Here is a 17,552-nt window from a genome sequence, read left to right on the forward strand (position 1 = left end):
CTTCCGGGGGTAATCCTGAGGTTGGCGGCGTCAAGCCGTTCCGCGTCTGCCGCCAAGGGTGGCGGCGCCGACGATCCAGCCGACGAACAGCCCATATGTCGCGCCGGAGCCGGCCGCCTGGAAGGCGCCCAGCAGCGACGGGTTGGAGTGGATCAGCGCCGCGATAAGTGATGCGGCGCCGCCCGCGAAGATGTAGGCCGCCCAGCCGGCGAAGAACTGGCTGAGCGTGCCGCGCGCCCGGGCGAGTTGCGAACCGGGTAGTGCCATGAGGAACAGGGCGGTGAAGACGACGACCAGGATGGCCCGCAGGTTGGTGGAGAGAAGGTCTCGCGCCGGCTGGTCCGAGTCGACACTCCACGCGGGCCAGGTGAGCAGGCGCAGGAACCAGCCGCCCGCCGTATTCGGATCAGTGTTGCCCTCGGCCCAGTCCCGATACCAGGGACTGCCGAAGACCAGCACCAGCACCAGCGCGGCGAGCGTACCCGCGCCGGTTGCGGTCTTGTAACGAGTGGCTGTGAGCACCATGGCGCCGTATTTCCCATTTCGGCGCCGCGCTCAAACCTGTCGATCACTCAAGCGACGGCGTGGGTCAGCAGGTAGTCGATGAACGCGGCCCGCAGGAGCGGCTCGGTCTCGTCGTCGTAGCCGTGGCCCATGAACTCGCGCCAGAGCGCGACCGCCTCGTCGATCGTCGGTCCCACCGAGTTGGGCGAGCCGTCCAGCTCCTCGACGTCGTCGGCGTGCGGCATGTGCCGCAGCACCGACCAGAAGAAGCGGACGTCGCGGCGATGGCGCGCCAGCGCGAAAGCACGCTCCCGCAGTTCCTCAGTCGACAGCGCGTCCAGCTCGGCGAACGTGACTTCGGCCATGCGTCGAGCTTACCGACCCGGCTGATCAGCGGCCGGTGCCCCACCGGTCGTTGTCCCACTGGTCGGCCCGCCCGGCCGCCGGCTGCGCTGACAGCGGCGTCGACCAGTTGTCCTGCCGGTCCGCCCCCGACCACCCGGCCGAGGGGGCCGCCGTGGGCTCCGGCGTCCACTCGTCCTCGTCGAAGTACCCGTCGCGGGCCGAGCGCGGGTGGCCGTACGTCTCCACCAGCCTCGTGACGACCAACCCGGCCACGACCACCCCGGCCGCGACCGCGAACTTCGAGATGTCCCAGTCCATTTTGTCCTCGTACACGAGGAAGACCGTGATCAGCACGACGGCCAGCAGCGTGCCGAGGATGCCGCCGCGCCGGCCAAAGCCGCTGGTGCCGCCCAGCAGCGCGGCCCCGATCGCGAGGCCGGTCCACTCCAGGCCGGTCGCCGGCACGACCGGGGCGTCGGCGCTCGCCGCGATCAGGATGCCCGCCACGGCGGCGAAGGCGGTCGAGAGAATCAGGGTGCCGGCGGCCAGGACGCCTGCCGCCGCGCCACGACGAAAGGCCGGATCGCTCACCGGCCGGAAACGCCCAACCGCCCGGCGCACCGGCTTGATCGTGCCGATCAGCCCGCCGAGCACGGAGAGCGCCGCCACGCCGCCAAAGAGATACAGCGCGTACTCGGTGGGATCCCACTCACCCTGGAGGTTCACCGGGGCCAGCCGCTGCTGGATGAAGACGATCGCCACCAGCGCGCCGGCCAGCGTGCCCGCCCAGCCGGGAACGTGGAACCCGACCACGATGACCGCCAGCAGGGCGCCGAGGATGGCGGCCGCCACGGCGGCCTCTACGGCGGCGGTCACGACGCCGCGATCACCCTGCTCCGCGAAGTGCAGGCCGGCGGCGACGGCGACCGGGCCGAGCGCGAGGTTGGGCACACCGGCGCGCAGCGCGAGGCTCGCGCCAACGGCGAGCAGACCGAGGGCGGCCGCCGAGACGAGCAGCGCGTCCAGCGCGGCGCCGCGCAGGGCGCCGGCGTCCTCGCGGTACAGCAGGAAGGCCAGGCCGCCCACCGCGAGCAGGAGCACGACCTCCCAGGCCACGTGTACCGCGATCCGATCGCGCCCGGGCTCGCCGTGCGTCGGGTCGTCGAAGACGTCACCGAGGGCGGCCGGTGATACCGCGCGTCGCTGGGTGGTCTGCATCGGATCGGGTTCCCGGAACTCGTTGGCCGCCGGAAAGCTGCCCGTCTGGTAGCCGCTGGCCGAGCCGAAGCCGGCGTCGGAGCCGAACCGGGTGTCTTCGCGGAGTCCACCGGACACCATGGGGTCCGTGTCCCGCCGCCGGAAGGACGGCTCGTCGTACGCCATTTCGCGCGCCTCCTGTGCTCTTTCGGGACCCGTTCCGCGCCGCATAGCTGTACGGATAGGGACGCTAGACGGATTGAAATCCGTCCCCACGGAAAGAGCCCAGCAGCCGCACCGTACTCGGCAGACCCGGTGGACGTCACCCCCCGTGTCCAGTCAACGCCCGGACTCGCACCCTACTTGTCTGGCTTATCCGATTCTTTCTCACTATCTGGCTGCTCCGGAACCCGGCATGACCGCTCCAGCCAGAGCGCGGCGGCGACCAGTGCCAGCGAGGCCACCAGCCCGGCCGTCGCAGCCGGGATGTCGTTCGAGCTCGCCCGGGTGCGCTCGATCAGCAACCAGCCGAGGATGCCCGCGTACATGCCGGCGAAGATGGCCCCGGCCAGCGAGGATGCCTTCGCGAGCACCGCGTACCTGGCGACCGCGAGCGGGTCGACCGGCTCGCGGCCGGGCTTTCGATCGATGCGGGCCCGGGTGTTGATCGCGACGTATCCCTCCAGCACAGCGAGGGCCGCGAGCGTGATCGTCGGGAGCAGCGGCAGCGCCGGGATGTTTCCGTAGAAGCGGCTGATCAACAGCCAGGACACCGCCGCGGCGGCCAGGCCGGCCACGAGAAGCGTGGCGGGTCGGGTGGGGCCCAGCGTTGGACGTTCGGGCGCCGACCCGCCGTCCTGCGGTGGAGACTGCGGTTCCATTACCTCGACTCTAACCGCAGATCCGGGCGCGGGCTCACAGTGAGGGCGTCGGAAGCCACCGGTTCGGCCTGAAGGAGATCGGTCAGCCAGCCGTGGCCGGGCAGTTGGGCATACGGCTGGATGTCGATCCAGGGCCGCAGTACGAACGCCCGCAGGTGAGCGCGGGGGTGCGGCAAAGTGAGCTCGGGGTCGTCGCTACGCACCGGCTCGCCGGTGTCGTCCCACACGGCGATCACGTCGACGTCGAGCGTGCGCGGTCCGAACCGGCGGGCCGGGTCGCGGACCCGGCCAGCGCGCGCCTCCAGGAGACGGGCCCGGTCGAGCCAGTCGCGCGGGCCGGCGGCACCGTCCTGCACCAGCACCGCCGCGTTCAGGTACGCCGGCTGGTCGTCATCGCCCCACGGTGGCGTCTCGTACACACCGGACACCACTAGGAGCACGTCGTCGAGCCCGCGGACCGCCGTCCACAGGTGTTCGAACCGGTCGCCCAAATTGCTGCCGAGCGACAGCACCGCCCTAGTCAAGGCTGGCGTCCCCTACGCACCGTGACAGCCACGTCGGCGAACTCGTGCGGCATCGGCGCCTGCGGCTTGTGCACGGTCACGGTCGCCACCTCGACCCGGGTGTCGTCCATGCACACCGCGGCCAGCCGCTCCGCCAGCGTCTCGATCAAGTTGACCGGCTCGCCGGCCACCACCGCGACCAGCCGCTCGGCCAGCTCGCCGTAGTGCACGGTGTCCACCACGTCGTCCGAGCGTGCCGCCCGGGTCAGATCCAGTTCGAGCTCCACGTCGACGAGGAAGTCCTGCCCCTGGGCGCGCTCGAAGTCGTACACGCCGTGCCGGCCGCGGGCGCGCAGCCCTTTCAGACTGATCCGGTCCATCAGCGCACCAGCCGCGGGGCGCCGGACGCCTGCCACACCGCTAGGGCGTCCACCGTGGCGCGCACGTCGTGCACCCGCACGCCCCACACGCCTGCCGCCACCGCCAGCACGCTGGTCGCGACCGTCGCGGCCTCCCGCTCGTCGGCCGAGCGTGGTGCGCCGCCGGCCCCGGCGAGCAGCGCGCCCAGGTACGACTTGCGGCTGGCGCCGAAGAGAACCGGATAGCCGAGCCCGAGCAGTTCGTCGAGCCGTCGGGTGAGCTGCCAGTTGTGCTCGGGCGTCTTGGCGAAGCCCAGCCCGGGATCGATGACCAGGCGGTCGGCGGCCACCCCGGCGGCCACCGCCTCGTCGATCCGCTGCAGCAGTTCCGCCTTGACCTCGGTCACCACGTCGGCGTACGAGGCCAACTCCCGCATGCGCCGGGAGTGCCCACGCCAGTGCATGAGCACCCAGGGGCAGCCCGCGTCGGCCACCACCTTGCCCATGGCCGGGTCGGCGAGCCCTCCCGAGACGTCGTTGACGATGGCCGCGCCGGCCTCCAGAGCAGCCGCGGCCACGCTCGCTCGAGTGGTGTCGATGCTCATCGGCACCCCGGCGGCGGCCAGCTCGCGGATCACCGGCAACACCCGGCCGGCCTCGGTCTCGGCGTCGACACGCTCGGCGCCGGGGCGGGTGGACTCACCACCGATGTCGATGACGTGAGCGCCCTGACGTCGCATTTCCAAGCCATGTTGGACGGCGTCGTTAAGACACACATAGCGTCCGCCGTCGGAGAACGAGTCCGGCGTTACGTTGAGAACTCCCATCACGACCGGGTGAGCGGGCCTCAACAGATCAGTCACGAACTGACGGTACCGTCGCACCCTGTTCGCACATATGTTCGATGCCGGCTACCATGGGCCGCGCCGTCAACTTGGGCCACGGTCTTCGCAGCTTGGCAGAAAGGGGGGTGCCCCGTACGCTTTGCAACTACTGGTCATTCCATCGTCGTGGCATGAGGAGATGGGCCAAAACCAGGACAAACAGCCCAGAAACGTTCACCATGAGTGGTGGGCGATAAGCAGACAGTGATCTGACTCCCACTGCCGACGGACGCGGACCGGGGAGGTTTACCAGCAATGAACGCCACAGAGCTCGTCACAGCGGCGTGGTCCATGGCCACGCACGCCGCTGACGTGCTCGCTCTCATACCAGCGGCGGAGCCGGAGCCCAAGGGCATCGACACGGAAGGTGTCGTCGGCTTCTTCGCCAGCAAGGTCGCGCCGATTCTGCTCGCCGTGCTCGGAGTGATCTTCATAGGGCGAGCCAGCAAGGGCGAGATCTCGAAGGTGCTGACCAGCTCGGCGATCGCCATCGTGGGCCTCGCCTTCATCGCCGGCGCGGCGACACTGTTCTTCGTCGGCGACTACCTCATCGACCTGATCTTCGAGTAGGTCGCGAGCTCGATATGCGGCTGCGCACCGACGACGACATCTACCGGGCACGCCTGGTCTACCTTGGCCCGCCGGGTTACACGCTGCCCGTTCACCTGCCGTATGCACAGTACGGCGTCTTTATGCTGCTCGTGCCGCTGTACGTGTTCATCCACTACCTGTTCACGTTCCAGGTGGAGCTCTTTCCAGCCTGGGAGATAGCGCTCGCCATCGTGACCACGTCCTTCATTTTCCGGTACGTCGATCCCGACCGCCCCGCACGCATGGTCATCCGTACCGCCCTGACCGACTGGCGCCGCACCCGCGAGCCCGCCGTCGAGCAGCGCGACCCGCGCCTCGTCGCCACTCGGATCAAGGTCCGGGAGGAGCTGGTATGAGCGGCTATCACACCCTTCTGCGGGGAGCATCGGCATGACCCCACCCTCCACGCCGGGCTCCTCTCGTCCGGTCGGCATGCCAGCCGGCACGAGAGGTAACGGAGCGCAACCAAATGATTACCCATTGTCGGATCATGACGACGATGCCTTCGACGACGACGGTGACCTCGTGACCAGCCCCGATCACGGCGCGGTCGCCGTATTCCAGGCCCCCAAGCCGGCGCGCGGGCGCCCCACGCCACCACCACCGCCGGGTAACCGCTCGCGCAACGAGGTGGAGCACGCCGACATCGACTCGCCGTTCCTGGACCTCTTCGCCGGGCCGGCAAGCCGTCCGTCACCCGCTCCGCCGGCACCCGTCGCCCCGCCCGTCGATGCCGCCAGCACCGACACCCCGACCCGGACGCCGAGTCGCCAGGCAACGGGGGAACTGACGCCGGCGGTACACGATGCTGATGGACCGGCGACCGCGCTGCCGCCGCCCGCGCAGAAAGCGCAAAGCGGACGCCATGCGGCACCGGATTCGGAGCTGGCGCAGGCCAACCTGCCTGCGGTCCGCGAAGCGGAGCCGCCGGTGCCGCCGCGCCCGTCGGAAGCGCTCGCGACCCGGACCACCGAGTCGCTCGCACCGCGTACAACCGAGTCACTGGCGCCACGCACCGCCGAGTCGCTGGCGCGGCGCACTACCGAGTCGCTCACGCCACGTACCACTGAGTCGCTCGCGCCACGCACCACCGAGTCGCTCGCGCCACGTCCGGTTGCGGAGCCTGCGCGCCCCGTCGAGCGCCGCCCGGAGCGGCGGCCGCGCCCGGAGGAGAAGGCGCCCGCGCGGCAGCCGCAGAAGAAGGCAGAGCGCAAATCGGAGCGGCGCCCGGCGCCGGCCAAGGCTCCGAAGATCAAGTTCTCCGACCGAGACCCGTCGGTCGACCTCGCGATCACCGAGATCGCCGGCCACCTGACCTTCACGCCAAACACGGTCACGGCCTGGTACTGGCTGCCCGAGGTGCGGTGGGCCTTCCGGCCGGACGCCGAGCGCGAGGCGCTGCTGTCCGCTATCTCCGAGCAGTACGCGGGTCTGGCGGGATTCCGCCTACACCTGCGCCGGACCACCCGCCCGTTCCCGGCGGACGAGTGGGCACGCACTGTCGACATGCACACCCCGAACCCGCTCGGCGCCGGGGCGGGCGGCACCTCGTGGTCGGATCACCTGGTCGCGGCGCAGCGCCACCTGCTGTCGGTCAACCACGCGGAGGGCCAGACGTACCTGGGGGTGACGTTCGCGCGGCGCAAGCTCGGCGACTCCCTGGCGGAGCGGCTGCTGCGCGCCTTTGGGCGGGGCGTGCCCGAAGGGGAGCGGCGCAAGCTCGGCCGGACCGTGGAGCAGTTCGACGAGGTGCTCGGGGCGTTCGGCATGCGCGGCCGCCAGGTCACCCCGCACGAGCTGGAGTGGCTGCTGTACCGGTCGGTGGCGCTCTGCATGGCACCGCCGACGGCCTTGTCGCCGGTGACCGACGGGCGCTGGGAGCGCGGCGACCTGCTCGCGCTGACCGAGCAGATCGAGCGGTACCGGACGCCGTACGGTTCGACGGTGAAGCTGGTCAACCGGATGACTGGCGAGGAGCGGCACGTCGCCGTGCTGGCCGTCGGGCGCATGGAGCCGCTGGAGATTCCCGAGCGGCACGAGCCGTGGATGCACTTCCACGAGCGGCTGCCGTGGCCGATGGAGCTTTCGTCTCGGATCGACCTGCTGGGCCCCGGCGACTCGTTCAAGAACCTCGAGCACCGGCTGCGCATGATCCGCTCGCAGCAGCTCGACTACGCCGAGCACGGCATCGACGCCCCGCCCGAGTTGGAACGGCTCGCCAAGCGCGCGCTCGTCATCGGCGACGAAATGACCACCGGCCTGCCCGTGGAATCAGCGCGGGCACACGGCTGGCACCGCATCGCCGTCGGCGGCCGCACCCGCGAAGAATGCCTGGAACGCGCCCGCAGGCTCATCCAGCTGTACTCTCGCGAGCTGCGGATCTCCCTGCAGCACCCCAAGAACCAGGACTGGCTGGCACGCGAGTTCATTCCCGGCGAGCCCATCGCCAACACCGGCTACATCCGGCGCATGCCCGTCAAGCTGCTCGCCGCGGCACTGCCGCAAGCCGCGTCCACAGTGGGTGACCGGCGCGGCGACCTCATCGGCCGCACCGCCGGCACCTGCCGACGCCCCGTCTTCCTCGACATGCACTTCCCCATGGAGGTGCGGGAACGCTCGGGCCTGGCGGTATTCGTCGCTGAGCCAGGCGGTGGCAAGTCCACACTGCTGGGTGCGTTGGGCTATCTCGCCGCCCGTCGAGGCGTGCAGGTCACCCTGCTCGACCCGTCCGGCCCGCTGGCGCGGCTCTGCTCCATGCCCGAGCTGCGGCCATACTCCCGGGTGCTCAACCTCACCGGCTCCGAGCACGGCACCCTGGCGCCGTACTCCCTGATCCCGACGCCCGTGCGGTCCGAGTTCACCGCCGGGGCGCCTGGCGACCGCGAGTTCGAAATCGCCGTCTCCAACGCCCGCGCCGAACGGCGGATGCTCGTACAGGACATCTGCTCGATGCTGGTGCCGCCGCAGGTCGCCCGCGAGGCGTCAACGGCAACCCTGCTGCGTCACGCCGTCCGCCAAGTGCCCGCCGAGGAGACGTCCACACTGGACGACGTCGTGGCGTGCCTGCAGCAGCTCGACAACGACGAGGGCAAAGAACTCGCCAACCTGCTCCTCGACACCGCCGAGATGCCGCTCGCGCTGCTCTTCTTCGGGCGCCCCCCAGAGGGGCTACTCGGCGCCGACGCCGCGCTCACCGTCATCACGATGGCCGGCCTGCGCCTACCCGACCTGAAAATCGAGCGCGAGTACTGGTCAGCCGAGGAAGCGCTCGCGCTGCCGATGCTGCACACCGCACACCGCCTGGCCGTCCGGCGCTGCTACGGCGGCTCGATGTCATCCCGCAAACTCGTCGGCCTGGACGAGGCACACTTCATGGAAGGCTGGCGCTCCGGCCGCTCCTTCCTGGTGCGGCTCGCCCGCGACTCCCGCAAGTGGAACCTGGCCGCGCTCGTGGCGTCGCAGAACCCCCGCGACATCCTCGGCCTCGACGTCCAGAACCTGGTCTCCACCGTCTTCGTCGGCCGCATCGCCGAAGACGTCGAGATCGCGTCCGAGGCGCTACGCCTGCTCCGCGTACCGGTCAACGACGGATACGAGGCGACACTGGCCTCTTTGTCTAACGTGGACACTTCATCGGCCGCACGGCTGGGGTTCCGGGAGTTCGTCATGCGAGATGTGGACGGTCGAGTGCAAAAAGTGCGGGTGGACGTGTCATACGTCGAAGGACTGCTGGAGCACCTCGACACGACGCCGGCGGCGGTAACCGCCACGCAGTCCAACCTTCCCACCAGCAGCGACGACGTGGAGGTGTGAATGCGCCCTCGGTTGCGCTTCGCTCCGCGCGCGGTCTCGCTCTTTCTTGCGGTCTTTGTGGCGGCGGCCGCATCAATCAGCTGGCCAGTACGGCCAGCAACAGCTGCACCGGTGCCCGCCCAGGCTCCGGGTGATCTGTGCTCCACCAAGGAGTGGCAAGCAGACTTCCGAGCCTGCGTAAACAAACTCCAAGGTGTCACAGCAGACCGCGCCCAATGCTTGGACGCACCCACCCCTGGTGCCCCCGACTCCGGGCTCGCCGGTTGGTTCGCAAGCCGTCCGGAGGCCTCCAAACGCCCCGGACCACGCGGGTTGTACAGCGATTATGGATACGCCGGTTACTCATATACCACGTACGACACCGGGTGTGGCTCGTCGCTAACCAATCCAGAATATCGATTCACTACAACGGTGGCCAACGGCGAGTTCATGATCGCTACGGCGATCATCGGCGCCTCCAACGCACTGCGTGAAAGGGCTTGGAATCCGCAGTCAATGTGGGGCTGGGCAGACCCGCTCGTAGACCAGGCTACCCGCGCGATCTACACAAAGGTGTTCAGCGTCTTTGGAATTGTCACCTTATGCATCGTTGGTCTCTATCTACTCTGGCGATCACGCCAATCCGACATGAGTAATGCCATGACGACCGCAGGGTGGGCACTTCTGGTCATGGTCGCAGTTACGGCACTCGCGGCGTGGCCAGTAAAGTCCGCGAATATTGCGGACTCCACTCTTGTCGGCATGCTGGGAGTTGTTCACGATGCGGTTGGCCCAGGGTCAAAGGACATACCCCCAGACAGATGCGCTATGCCAAATCCCGATGCTTGCAAGGACAAAAGACCGCCTGCGGTCCGCGCCAGCGACACCTCTACCGAGACTATGCTTTACCGGAACTGGCTTCGCGGCGCCCTAGGCTCGGCTGACAGCGAGTCCGCTAAGAAGTACGGTCAGGCACTCTACGATGCAAAGTCGCTCTCCTGGCAGGAAGCTGAACGCCTTCGGGCCAACCCAAAGGATCGCGAAGCGACCCTAACTGCCAAGAAAAGCCAATGGATGAATGTTGCGGAGCAGATCAAGACTGAGGACCCAGAGGCATACGAATACCTTCAAGGAACAAAGGACATGGAGCGAGTAGGGGCGGGGTTTATTGCCATGCTCGCTGCGATACTGTTTGCGATGTTTGACCTCACAGCTTCGCTTCTCGTGCTGCTTGGGTTCCTGATCTTCCGATGGGCTGTCATCGCCGCGCCGATCCTCGGCACCGTCGGACTCATGCGGCCGGCCAGCGCTGGCCTGCGCCGGCTGGCCAACGCGGTCGTCGCGGCCGTATTCAACATCGCCATCTTTGGCACCGGCGCGGCTGTCTATCTGTTCGCGGTGGACCTCATCATGAGCACTCCCACCCTGCCCGGCTGGCTTCAGGTGGTGCTCGTCTGGCTCTGTGGTGTGGTCGGCTGGCTGCTGCTCCGCCCGTACCGCCGAATCACCCAGCTGGGCGGCAAGGACGGCACCGCCGCTGTGACGTCGGCCGGCTCCTGGCACCGGCGGTTCTTCCGCGACATGCGAGAGGCGGCCAAGCTCAACGTTTCGGAGCCCGGCGGTACGAGTGAGCCGCAGGGCGGCAAGCGCCGGCAGGTCATGGTCGAGCAGACCAGCCTGCGTCCAGAGGCCCGTCATGAGGATCCTTCGCACGCCACACCGAGCCGCCCAGACGGGCACGAGCGAGCCGACGAGGTGCCCGGCGGCGCCGAGTCGCCGGCCCGCCGGCCGGCGCCCGCACGCACGCGGCGCCCGGTTGAGTGGTCCGAGCCGGATGTCCCGGAGGGCGCACCCTCCTACGCCATCTACCGCCCAGACGGGGAACCAGCGATGGCGCCAGCCCCGACGCCGCGGGTCCGCGCCGAGGCGAGGTGAACGAAGGTGCGTCGGGCCGTCCAGCTGATCGTTCGGGGATTTCTGCGGTCACGCGTTGGACTGGCCCTGCTGCTGGCCGTGGTGGTTTTGATCATCGTCGGCGCGGCGAAAGTGTTCTCGAACTCGGTCGACACCGGGCCAGGGCTAACTGGTGCACCCGAACAGCCGATCGTGACGGTCAGCCCGACCGCGCCCAACGATGGTCTCGCCTCACCCGAGGCGGTGCCGTCGCCATACGTGAGTCCCGGCACGGCCGCCCCGACTAAGGTGGCGAAGGCATTCGCGGAGGCGTGGGTAGATCACCGCGACGTTTCCGCCGACAACTGGTACGCCGGATTGCTTCCACATTGCACGGAGAATCTGGCGGCGAAGCTGGCAGGCGTCGATCCGGTCGTCGTACCGGCTGACCGAATCACTGGCGAACCGATTCTGATCCCGTACGCGGAGAACGTGGTCGACGTGGCCATTCCGGTTGATTCGGGCCGGCTACGATTGCGGCTCACCACGACGGACGGACGATGGCTCGTCGACGGCGTGGATTGGGAGCGGGCGTGAGCGATGCGATCCTGGCTGGCAGCGACCGGACGCGACGCCCTCGGCGCCGCGTCGCTCTCGTGGTCGCCCTGGTCAGCGCTCTCGCCCTACTTTGCTGCGGTGGGGGCGTGAGTTCCTACTTCCTTACCGAACTCGCCGGCGAGGATGACAGCCTTCTCAACAACGCCTTCGGGTGCGGCGAAAACGGTCTGATCAATACGGATGGCAAGCTCAATAGGATCGGTCCGTACGGGGGGGAGCAGATCCGTAACGCCGCGGCCATCATCAAGGTTGGCGCCGAGATGCGTGTACCGTTTCGCGGTTGGGTGATCGCGGTCGCTACTGCGATGCAGGAGTCCACGCTCTCCAACCTGCCGCACCTAGGCGCGCGCAACGACCACGACTCGGTGGGCCTCTTCCAGCAGCGGCCTAGCCAAGGATGGGGAACGGCCCGCCAAATCCAGGACCCCGAGTATGCCGCGCGCAAGTTCTACCAGAAGCTACTCACCATCAAGGGCTGGGAGCGGATGGCCCTGACCGACGCCGCGCAGAAGGTACAGGTCAGCGCGTTTCCGGACGCGTACGCAAAGCATGAGCCGCTCGCGACCCAGATCGTGAACGCACTCACGGGCGGCGCCGGTCGCGCCGCTGGCAACAGCACCACCGCACGGTGTGCCGGAGCCGGCGAGATCGCCGCCTCCGGATGGACTATCCCGGTCCGGGCGCTCGTCGTCTCCGGCTTTCGTACTGCCGAACGACCCGACCACGATGGTGTCGACCTGGGGGCCCGCCGGTACACACCGATCCGCGCGGCCGCCGCGGGACAGGTGATCACCGCACGCTGCGACGTCGACCAGTCCGGCCGGCTGTGCAACCGTGATGGGTCACCATCCACGCCGGGGTGTGGCTGGTACGTGAAGATCCGCCACGCGGGCGACTTTGTGACCATGTACTGCCATATGATCCAGCGGCCAAAGGTACGGGTTGGTCAGATGGTCGCCGCGGGTGAAGAAATCGGAGTCGTGGGAACGAGTGGGCACTCGTCCGGTCCTCACCTGCATTTCGAGGTTTACGACCCGCGAGAAGGCGACGAAGTCGACCCGGCGAAGTTCATGCGGGAAAACGGCGCGCCACTCGGTGGGAAGCCGTGAGCCGGGAACCGATGCCGGAGGCGTTTGGTAAGCAACCCGGTTGGGTGCCCCGGGCGCCGCGGTCCATCGTGGCCATGCCGGCGGCCGCCCGGGAGGATTTGCGGGGACGGCGGGTCATTGTCGGATTGCCCGGGTACGGATGGCGGGGTGATCTGCGGGCCGATGAAAAGGTGGTTCAGGGGAGCCGCACCTTTGTTCCGGTGATTCCGGAGCAGGAATGGTACAAGGCGGAGGCCGAACAGATTGAGGTCTTCGCGCCGCTGGTACCGGCTGATCGGGTGTGGGTGGAGGTGCTTGCTTCTCCCGAGCAGCCTCCGCCTGATACGGCCTCGCGGTTGGTTTCGCTGGATGCGCCGCCGCGCCACGATCCTGTGCCGATCGCCGACGCGATTCGGGTTACTGGGCGGCGGGTGGTGCAGGTGGTGGATGGGGTGGAGCGGCGGGACCTGCGCGCGGTCACCGAGATGTTTACGAGTGCGGACGGTGATGTTTGCCTGCGGATCGCTACGGAGTTGGAGTGGTATCGGTGGGCCTGGAGCGGCCAATCCCCACGGACCCTTGAGATCTCCACCCGCCTCCTCTGGCTCGAGTGATTACGCCCTAACCGCCGAACAAACCCGCCACCCCTCCTCATCTACTACTTCAAATCGCCACGACTGAACGTCGCTCTGCCGCACCCCATCAATTAACGCCGAGATCTGCAGGTCAACGGAGACCTCCGCGACACGATCGCCGCCGCCGGTATTCAGACTTCCCCACGACACATTGAATTGTGCCCCGAAGCGTTCTTCACGCGACTCCAGGTCCGACATAAATGCCTTGATCGACGCCAGTCCCGCCTGGTCTTCACATGAGTACTGAGAAGTATCGACATCGTTTCGTTCGACGAAGAGCGCGCGTAGGTAGTTTGAGACGGCTACGTCGGGGGCGGAGCGGTCTGGTTCGGTGGCTTCACGGTATGCGACGAAAGCCACCCCCGCTCCCCCCAGACAGAGCAGCGCCACCAACCCGCCCACCATCATCAACACAAGCCGCCCCTTACGCACACGGGGAGCGGCGGGCGCACTGCGACTGGGCTGCTGGGCTGCGTCCACACATCGAGGCTATCGGTTCCACGCACCGCCGCCATAATGCCTCAAATCAGACATCGAACGGCATTGCCTACGCTAAACGGCGGCGCGTGCGCGAAGATGCCAGCCGCCTGGGATACCGTCTCACTCCAAAGGAGGTGGGCGGCGTGGCGAGCGCGAGAGCACGTATCAGCCAGGCCGCCGCACTGCATCGCCAGGCCGCCGCCACGGCCGCCGCAGCCGCTGCCGCGCTCGAGTCGTTCCAGCCCGCCCCGCCGGATCAGCGCGAGCAGCACGATCTGGCCGAGCGCCTCCGGGCGGCCGCGGCTGTCTTGGTACCGGGATGGTTGGGCGCGCCCTTGGACGCCCAATCGGAGGTCACTCCGCTGGGCGGGCCGCGCCAGCCTCAGTTCGTGCGGGTGGGCATGGCGCAGCCGCTCGACGACGCTCGTTTCCCGGCGATTGTGCCGCTGCTTGGCACCGGCCACCTCACGATCGACGCCGACGCCCGCGATCCCCGTGTCGCTGGTCTGCTGCGGGCGGTACTGCTGCGGTTGTTGGCGGCAGCGCCGGCCGGGTCGTTGCTGGTCCGGGCGATCGACGCGGCCGGTGCGGGCCTGGTGTTCGCGCCGTTCGCACCGCTCGCGGACGCCGGCCTGATGCCGCCGCCGATCGTCGACCGCATGGGCTTACGCGCCGTCTTGGCGGAGGCCGAGCAGTGGGTACGCCCGGCGCGGCCGGCCACGGCTCGATATGCGCGGCGCGACCGCACCCTGCTGCTCGCGATCGCCAGCCTGCCGGAGTTGACCGAGGGCGCCGATCTGGCACGGATCGCGGCGTTGGCACAGCACGGCCCGGAGGCAGGGTTGCATCTGGTGGTCGCGGGTTGGCCACCGCCCCCGCTGACGGCCGAGACAACCCAGCAGCCCTTGCCGCGCGCCACGATGATCGCGTTGCGCAACCCGTACGCGCTGATCAGCGACCCACCGGGCGCCTCGTTCAGTAACCCCACGCCGTCGGCTCCCGCGAACGGTCTCAACTCCCCGGTCTTCCTCGACGAGGATCCGCCGCCGCACCTGTTCGAGCGGGTGTGCAGCGAGCTGTCGGAGCGTTCTGCCGCGAGTGCGCGCCTGCGGCTCAGCGATCTGTTGCCGGAGGACAGCGAAGGGCTGTGGGCCGAGGAGTCGGTGGAGGGCCTGGCCACCACGGTCGGTTTCGACAGTGACACTCCAGTGACGGTCCAGTTCAACGATCTGACTCCACACTGGATGATCGGCGGACGGTCGGGCGCCGGTAAGACCGCCTTTCTCGTCAACGTGCTCTACGGGCTCTGTTCCCGGTACGCGCCCAGCGAACTCGCCCTCTATCTGCTTGATTTCAAAGAGGGTGTGTCGTTCGCGGAGTTCGTGCCGAGCGAGCGGGATCGCACCTGGCTGCCGCACGCGCGGGCGGTGGGTATCGAGTCCGATCGGGAGTACGGCCTGGCGGTGCTGCGCGAGCTGGACGCCGAGATGACACGCCGCTCGGTGGCTTATAAGAAGGCAGGCGTGACCCGATTCGCCGATCTGCGTGAGCACCATGGTCTGCCGCGGATCATCTGCGTGATCGACGAGTTTCAGGTGCTGTTGACGGGGGCCGGACCGCTGACCGCCGAGGCGGTCGGCCTGCTGGAGTCGCTGGCACGCAAGGGCCGCTCCTACGGCATCCACCTGATCCTGTCGAGCCAGACCGCGCTGGGCGTCGAGGCCCTGTACGACAAGCGCGACTCGATCTTTGGGCAGTTCCCCGTACGCGTTGCCCTGCCTGGCGGCGGCGACGTGCTGGAGCCGACCAACGACGCCGCCGCTGGCCTGCCGCTGGGCACCGCCGTCGTCAACACGGCGGGTGGGCTGGGCGGCCCGCGCGGCGCCACCCGGGGTCACGAGCGCACCGTCCGGTTCCCCGACCCGCACAGCGATCGGACGGAGCTGACGGCGGTGCGGCACCGGCTATGGGAAGAGCGGACCGGTGCTGCGAAGCCGCCGAAGATCTTCGCCGGCTATGCCCACCAGCACCTCGACGACGATCCCACCTACCTTGCCGTGCTCAAGGGCGCCGGTGGTCGGCCGACGGCGCTGGTGGGGCGCACGATCGACGTGTCGCTGTCGAGCGCGGCGTTCCCGCTCGACAGCTCACCCGGCCGCCACCTGGCCGTACTCGGTCCTAGCTCGCTGGGAGCCGACGTACTGGACGCGGCGGCGCGCAGCGTGGCCGCGTGCCACGCGCCGGGCACCGCACGGTTCGTGATCGCGTCACTGGTCGCCGACGGCGACGAGTTGGCGAGCGCGCTCGCGGCCGACCTCGGGCAGCGGCACACCGCGGAAAAGGTCGACGGTGCCCGTCTCGGCAAGGCGCTGGACGCCGACGAGCCGGGATACCTGGTGGTCTTCGGCATGGACGCGATCAGCCGCGGCGGGTTGCCCACCGACCGGCTGCGGCACCTCCTGCGCGAAGGGCCGGGCCAAGGGCTGCACCTGCTGTCCTGGTGGCGCAGCCTGCGCCGGTTCACCGAGGAGGTCGGTGGCAGCGCCGCCCGCGAAGACGTCGCCGGTCTGGTGTTTCTCAACGTGCCGGGCAATGACGTGTCGCTGCTGCTCGGCCAGCAGGTCGATTGGCAGCACCGTCCCAACCGTGCCCTGATGTACGACAGGCACGCCGACCGCACCACCGTGATCGTCCCATTCGTACGCCCGGAGCGCGACGCATGACTCTGCTAGCTGGCGCTCGCTTCGCTCACCCGGGTCATGCGCCCCTTGTGCCACCCTGTAGCCACCAGTCACTCCGGTCGCTACGCTCCCTACGCTTTATGGCGGCTGCGGGAGGCGGCGCATGACCAGACCGGAGCGCAAGGCGAACGGCGTGGACGGAAACGACGCCTGGGACGAGTATGTCGCCGCGGCCCGCAGGCTTGACGCGGTGCGCCGGGGCGCGGCTACTGCGGCCAGCGAGCAGGCGCAGGCCGCTCACCGCGCGCGCGAGCAGCTGTCGGCGCTCCGCGCCCGGCTCGGCGTCGAGCGCGGCCGTTTGCTCCAGATGGGCGTACCGGAGGCGGAGCTCGCGCCGTCGCCGGCGGAGGTGTCGCTGGCGGCCCAGGCGATGGTTGGTGGGCCGATACCGGTGCGTGCTTCGCTGGAGAGCGCTCGTGCGGTCGTGACCGGGGCGGCACAGCTGGCCGTCCAGCAGGGCCCGGTGCGCGGTGATACTCCGGTCTGGCTGCGCAATCTCATGGTGTACGGCCCGTTCGGCCTCGTGGTGTTGATCGTCCAGGTGGCCCTGTACGCCACGGCCGGCACCGAGCTGCCGCTGTTCGCGGTGCTGTGCGGGCTGACCATGCCGGCGGCTGCGTTCGGGTTGAGCTGGCTGACGATCGGCTGGTCGTTCGACCGGACGCCGGAGGGCACAGTGGACCGTACGCCGCTGCTCGGCATCGCGGTCTGCTTCGCACCGGTACTGGTGACGTGCATGGGCGTGGGGCTGCTCAGCCTGTTTAGCTAGGGGTGGGACGTATGGCGAACGTGGAAGAGGTCAAGGCGCACGTGGCGGCCTCGGTCGACCAGACCCACCGGGCGGTGACAGCGCTGCGCGGGGTAGCCGACCAGTTGGACGAGGCGCTGGCGCGGTTGCGGCTGACCGCTGTGGGTTCGGTACACCCGACCGTGCTTGACGCGATCTCGCGGCTGGAGCAGGCGAAGAGCCGCCTCGACGAGGCGCAGACGCTGGCTCGTGGCGCGATCGACTCCGCCGACCGCTATCGCCTAACTGTGTGA

The 17,552-nt window shown here is 68.8% G+C and carries 18 protein-coding genes; 10 read left to right on the forward strand and 8 right to left on the reverse strand.

Annotation, left to right across the window (positions count from 1 at the left end):
• Positions 1–30 precede the first annotated feature (30 nt).
• The 7 genes from V6V89_RS21525 to folP all read right to left on the reverse strand — a co-directional run bounded on the left by V6V89_RS21525 (position 31) and on the right by folP (position 4,652).
• Positions 31–525 carry a hypothetical protein gene (locus V6V89_RS21525; protein ID WP_334620992.1) on the reverse strand — a complete coding sequence of 165 codons (495 nt, stop codon included), beginning with the start codon at positions 523–525 and terminating at the stop codon, positions 31–33.
• A gap of 47 nt (positions 526–572) precedes the next feature.
• Complete coding sequence (locus V6V89_RS21530; RefSeq protein WP_334620993.1) at positions 573–869, reverse strand: hypothetical protein; 297 nt, start codon at positions 867–869, stop codon at positions 573–575.
• Positions 870–894: 25 nt separating this feature from the next.
• Complete coding sequence (locus V6V89_RS21535) at positions 895–2,067, reverse strand: ABC transporter permease (RefSeq protein WP_442935195.1); 1,173 nt, start codon at positions 2,065–2,067, stop codon at positions 895–897.
• A gap of 338 nt (positions 2,068–2,405) precedes the next feature.
• Positions 2,406–2,927: a DUF3180 domain-containing protein gene (locus V6V89_RS21540; RefSeq protein WP_334620995.1), complete on the reverse strand. Its 522-nt coding sequence runs from the start codon at positions 2,925–2,927 to the stop codon at positions 2,406–2,408.
• Positions 2,927–3,451, reverse strand: coding sequence for a 2-amino-4-hydroxy-6-hydroxymethyldihydropteridine diphosphokinase (gene folK, locus V6V89_RS21545; protein WP_334620996.1), 525 nt, complete (start codon positions 3,449–3,451; stop codon positions 2,927–2,929). Before folK ends, V6V89_RS21540 begins: the two co-directional genes overlap by 1 nt.
• Entirely contained in the window at positions 3,448–3,813 is a 366-nt protein-coding gene (folB, locus tag V6V89_RS21550; RefSeq protein ID WP_334621052.1) for a dihydroneopterin aldolase, read from the reverse strand. Before folB ends, folK begins: the two co-directional genes overlap by 4 nt.
• Positions 3,810–4,652 carry a dihydropteroate synthase gene (gene folP, locus V6V89_RS21555; RefSeq protein ID WP_334620997.1) on the reverse strand — a complete coding sequence of 281 codons (843 nt, stop codon included), beginning with the start codon at positions 4,650–4,652 and terminating at the stop codon, positions 3,810–3,812. Before folP ends, folB begins: the two co-directional genes overlap by 4 nt.
• A 276-nt stretch (positions 4,653–4,928) precedes the next feature.
• Here folP and V6V89_RS21560 point away from each other — a divergent pair, with 276 nt between their 5' ends.
• The 7 genes from V6V89_RS21560 (at position 4,929) to V6V89_RS21590 (ending at position 13,269) form a co-directional block, all read left to right on the forward strand.
• A complete protein-coding gene (locus V6V89_RS21560) occupies positions 4,929–5,243 on the forward strand; it encodes a hypothetical protein (RefSeq protein ID WP_334620998.1) in 315 nt (104 codons plus the stop codon).
• Positions 5,244–5,257: 14 nt separating this feature from the next.
• Complete coding sequence (locus V6V89_RS21565) at positions 5,258–5,620, forward strand: hypothetical protein (protein ID WP_334620999.1); 363 nt, start codon at positions 5,258–5,260, stop codon at positions 5,618–5,620.
• A gap of 124 nt (positions 5,621–5,744) precedes the next feature.
• Entirely contained in the window at positions 5,745–9,077 is a 3,333-nt protein-coding gene (locus V6V89_RS21570; protein WP_442935192.1) for an ATP-binding protein, read from the forward strand.
• The gene (locus V6V89_RS21575) at positions 9,078–10,991 is read left to right on the forward strand and encodes an MFS transporter (RefSeq protein WP_334621002.1); all 1,914 of its coding nucleotides are present in this window, start codon (positions 9,078–9,080) and stop codon (positions 10,989–10,991) included.
• Between the two features lie 6 nt (positions 10,992–10,997).
• Positions 10,998–11,546, forward strand: a complete 549-nt coding sequence (locus V6V89_RS21580; protein ID WP_334621003.1) for a hypothetical protein — start codon at positions 10,998–11,000, stop codon at positions 11,544–11,546.
• A complete protein-coding gene (locus V6V89_RS21585; RefSeq protein ID WP_442935193.1) occupies positions 11,510–12,676 on the forward strand; it encodes a M23 family metallopeptidase in 1,167 nt (388 codons plus the stop codon). Before V6V89_RS21580 ends, V6V89_RS21585 begins: the two co-directional genes overlap by 37 nt.
• 11 nt (positions 12,677–12,687) lie before the next feature.
• Entirely contained in the window at positions 12,688–13,269 is a 582-nt protein-coding gene (locus V6V89_RS21590) for a hypothetical protein (RefSeq protein WP_334621054.1), read from the forward strand.
• On the opposite strand, the gene V6V89_RS21595 is transcribed toward V6V89_RS21590, so the two are convergent.
• Entirely contained in the window at positions 13,270–13,704 is a 435-nt protein-coding gene (locus V6V89_RS21595) for a hypothetical protein (protein WP_334621004.1), read from the reverse strand. It lies immediately after the preceding gene.
• 200 nt (positions 13,705–13,904) lie between these two features.
• On the opposite strand from V6V89_RS21595, the gene V6V89_RS21600 reads away from it, so the two are divergent.
• From V6V89_RS21600 to V6V89_RS21610, 3 genes are all read left to right on the forward strand, one after another.
• Positions 13,905–16,493: an FtsK/SpoIIIE domain-containing protein gene (locus V6V89_RS21600; RefSeq protein WP_334621055.1), complete on the forward strand. Its 2,589-nt coding sequence runs from the start codon at positions 13,905–13,907 to the stop codon at positions 16,491–16,493.
• Between the two features lie 121 nt (positions 16,494–16,614).
• A complete protein-coding gene (locus V6V89_RS21605) occupies positions 16,615–17,280 on the forward strand; it encodes a hypothetical protein (protein ID WP_334621005.1) in 666 nt (221 codons plus the stop codon).
• Positions 17,281–17,291: 11 nt separating this feature from the next.
• Positions 17,292–17,552: a hypothetical protein gene (locus tag V6V89_RS21610; protein ID WP_334621006.1), complete on the forward strand. Its 261-nt coding sequence runs from the start codon at positions 17,292–17,294 to the stop codon at positions 17,550–17,552.

The sequence above is a fragment of the Micromonospora sp. CPCC 206061 genome (genome assembly GCF_036906915.1).
GTDB lineage: Bacteria > Actinomycetota > Actinomycetes > Mycobacteriales > Micromonosporaceae > Phytohabitans.

Coding starts and splice junctions, on each gene's coding strand:
- V6V89_RS21525 (WP_334620992.1), bottom strand. CDS start 525: ATGGTGCTCACAGCCACTCGTTACAAGACCGCAACCGGCGCGGGTACG.
- V6V89_RS21530 (WP_334620993.1), bottom strand. CDS start 869: ATGGCCGAAGTCACGTTCGCCGAGCTGGACGCGCTGTCGACTGAGGAA.
- V6V89_RS21535 (WP_442935195.1), bottom strand. CDS start 2,067: ATGCAGACCACCCAGCGACGCGCGGTATCACCGGCCGCCCTCGGTGAC.
- V6V89_RS21540 (WP_334620995.1), bottom strand. CDS start 2,927: ATGGAACCGCAGTCTCCACCGCAGGACGGCGGGTCGGCGCCCGAACGT.
- V6V89_RS21560 (WP_334620998.1), top strand. CDS start 4,929: ATGAACGCCACAGAGCTCGTCACAGCGGCGTGGTCCATGGCCACGCAC.
- V6V89_RS21565 (WP_334620999.1), top strand. CDS start 5,258: ATGCGGCTGCGCACCGACGACGACATCTACCGGGCACGCCTGGTCTAC.
- V6V89_RS21575 (WP_334621002.1), top strand. CDS start 9,078: ATGCGCCCTCGGTTGCGCTTCGCTCCGCGCGCGGTCTCGCTCTTTCTT.
- V6V89_RS21585 (WP_442935193.1), top strand. CDS start 11,510: ATGGCTCGTCGACGGCGTGGATTGGGAGCGGGCGTGAGCGATGCGATC.
- V6V89_RS21590 (WP_334621054.1), top strand. CDS start 12,688: ATGCCGGAGGCGTTTGGTAAGCAACCCGGTTGGGTGCCCCGGGCGCCG.
- V6V89_RS21605 (WP_334621005.1), top strand. CDS start 16,615: ATGACCAGACCGGAGCGCAAGGCGAACGGCGTGGACGGAAACGACGCC.
- V6V89_RS21610 (WP_334621006.1), top strand. CDS start 17,292: ATGGCGAACGTGGAAGAGGTCAAGGCGCACGTGGCGGCCTCGGTCGAC.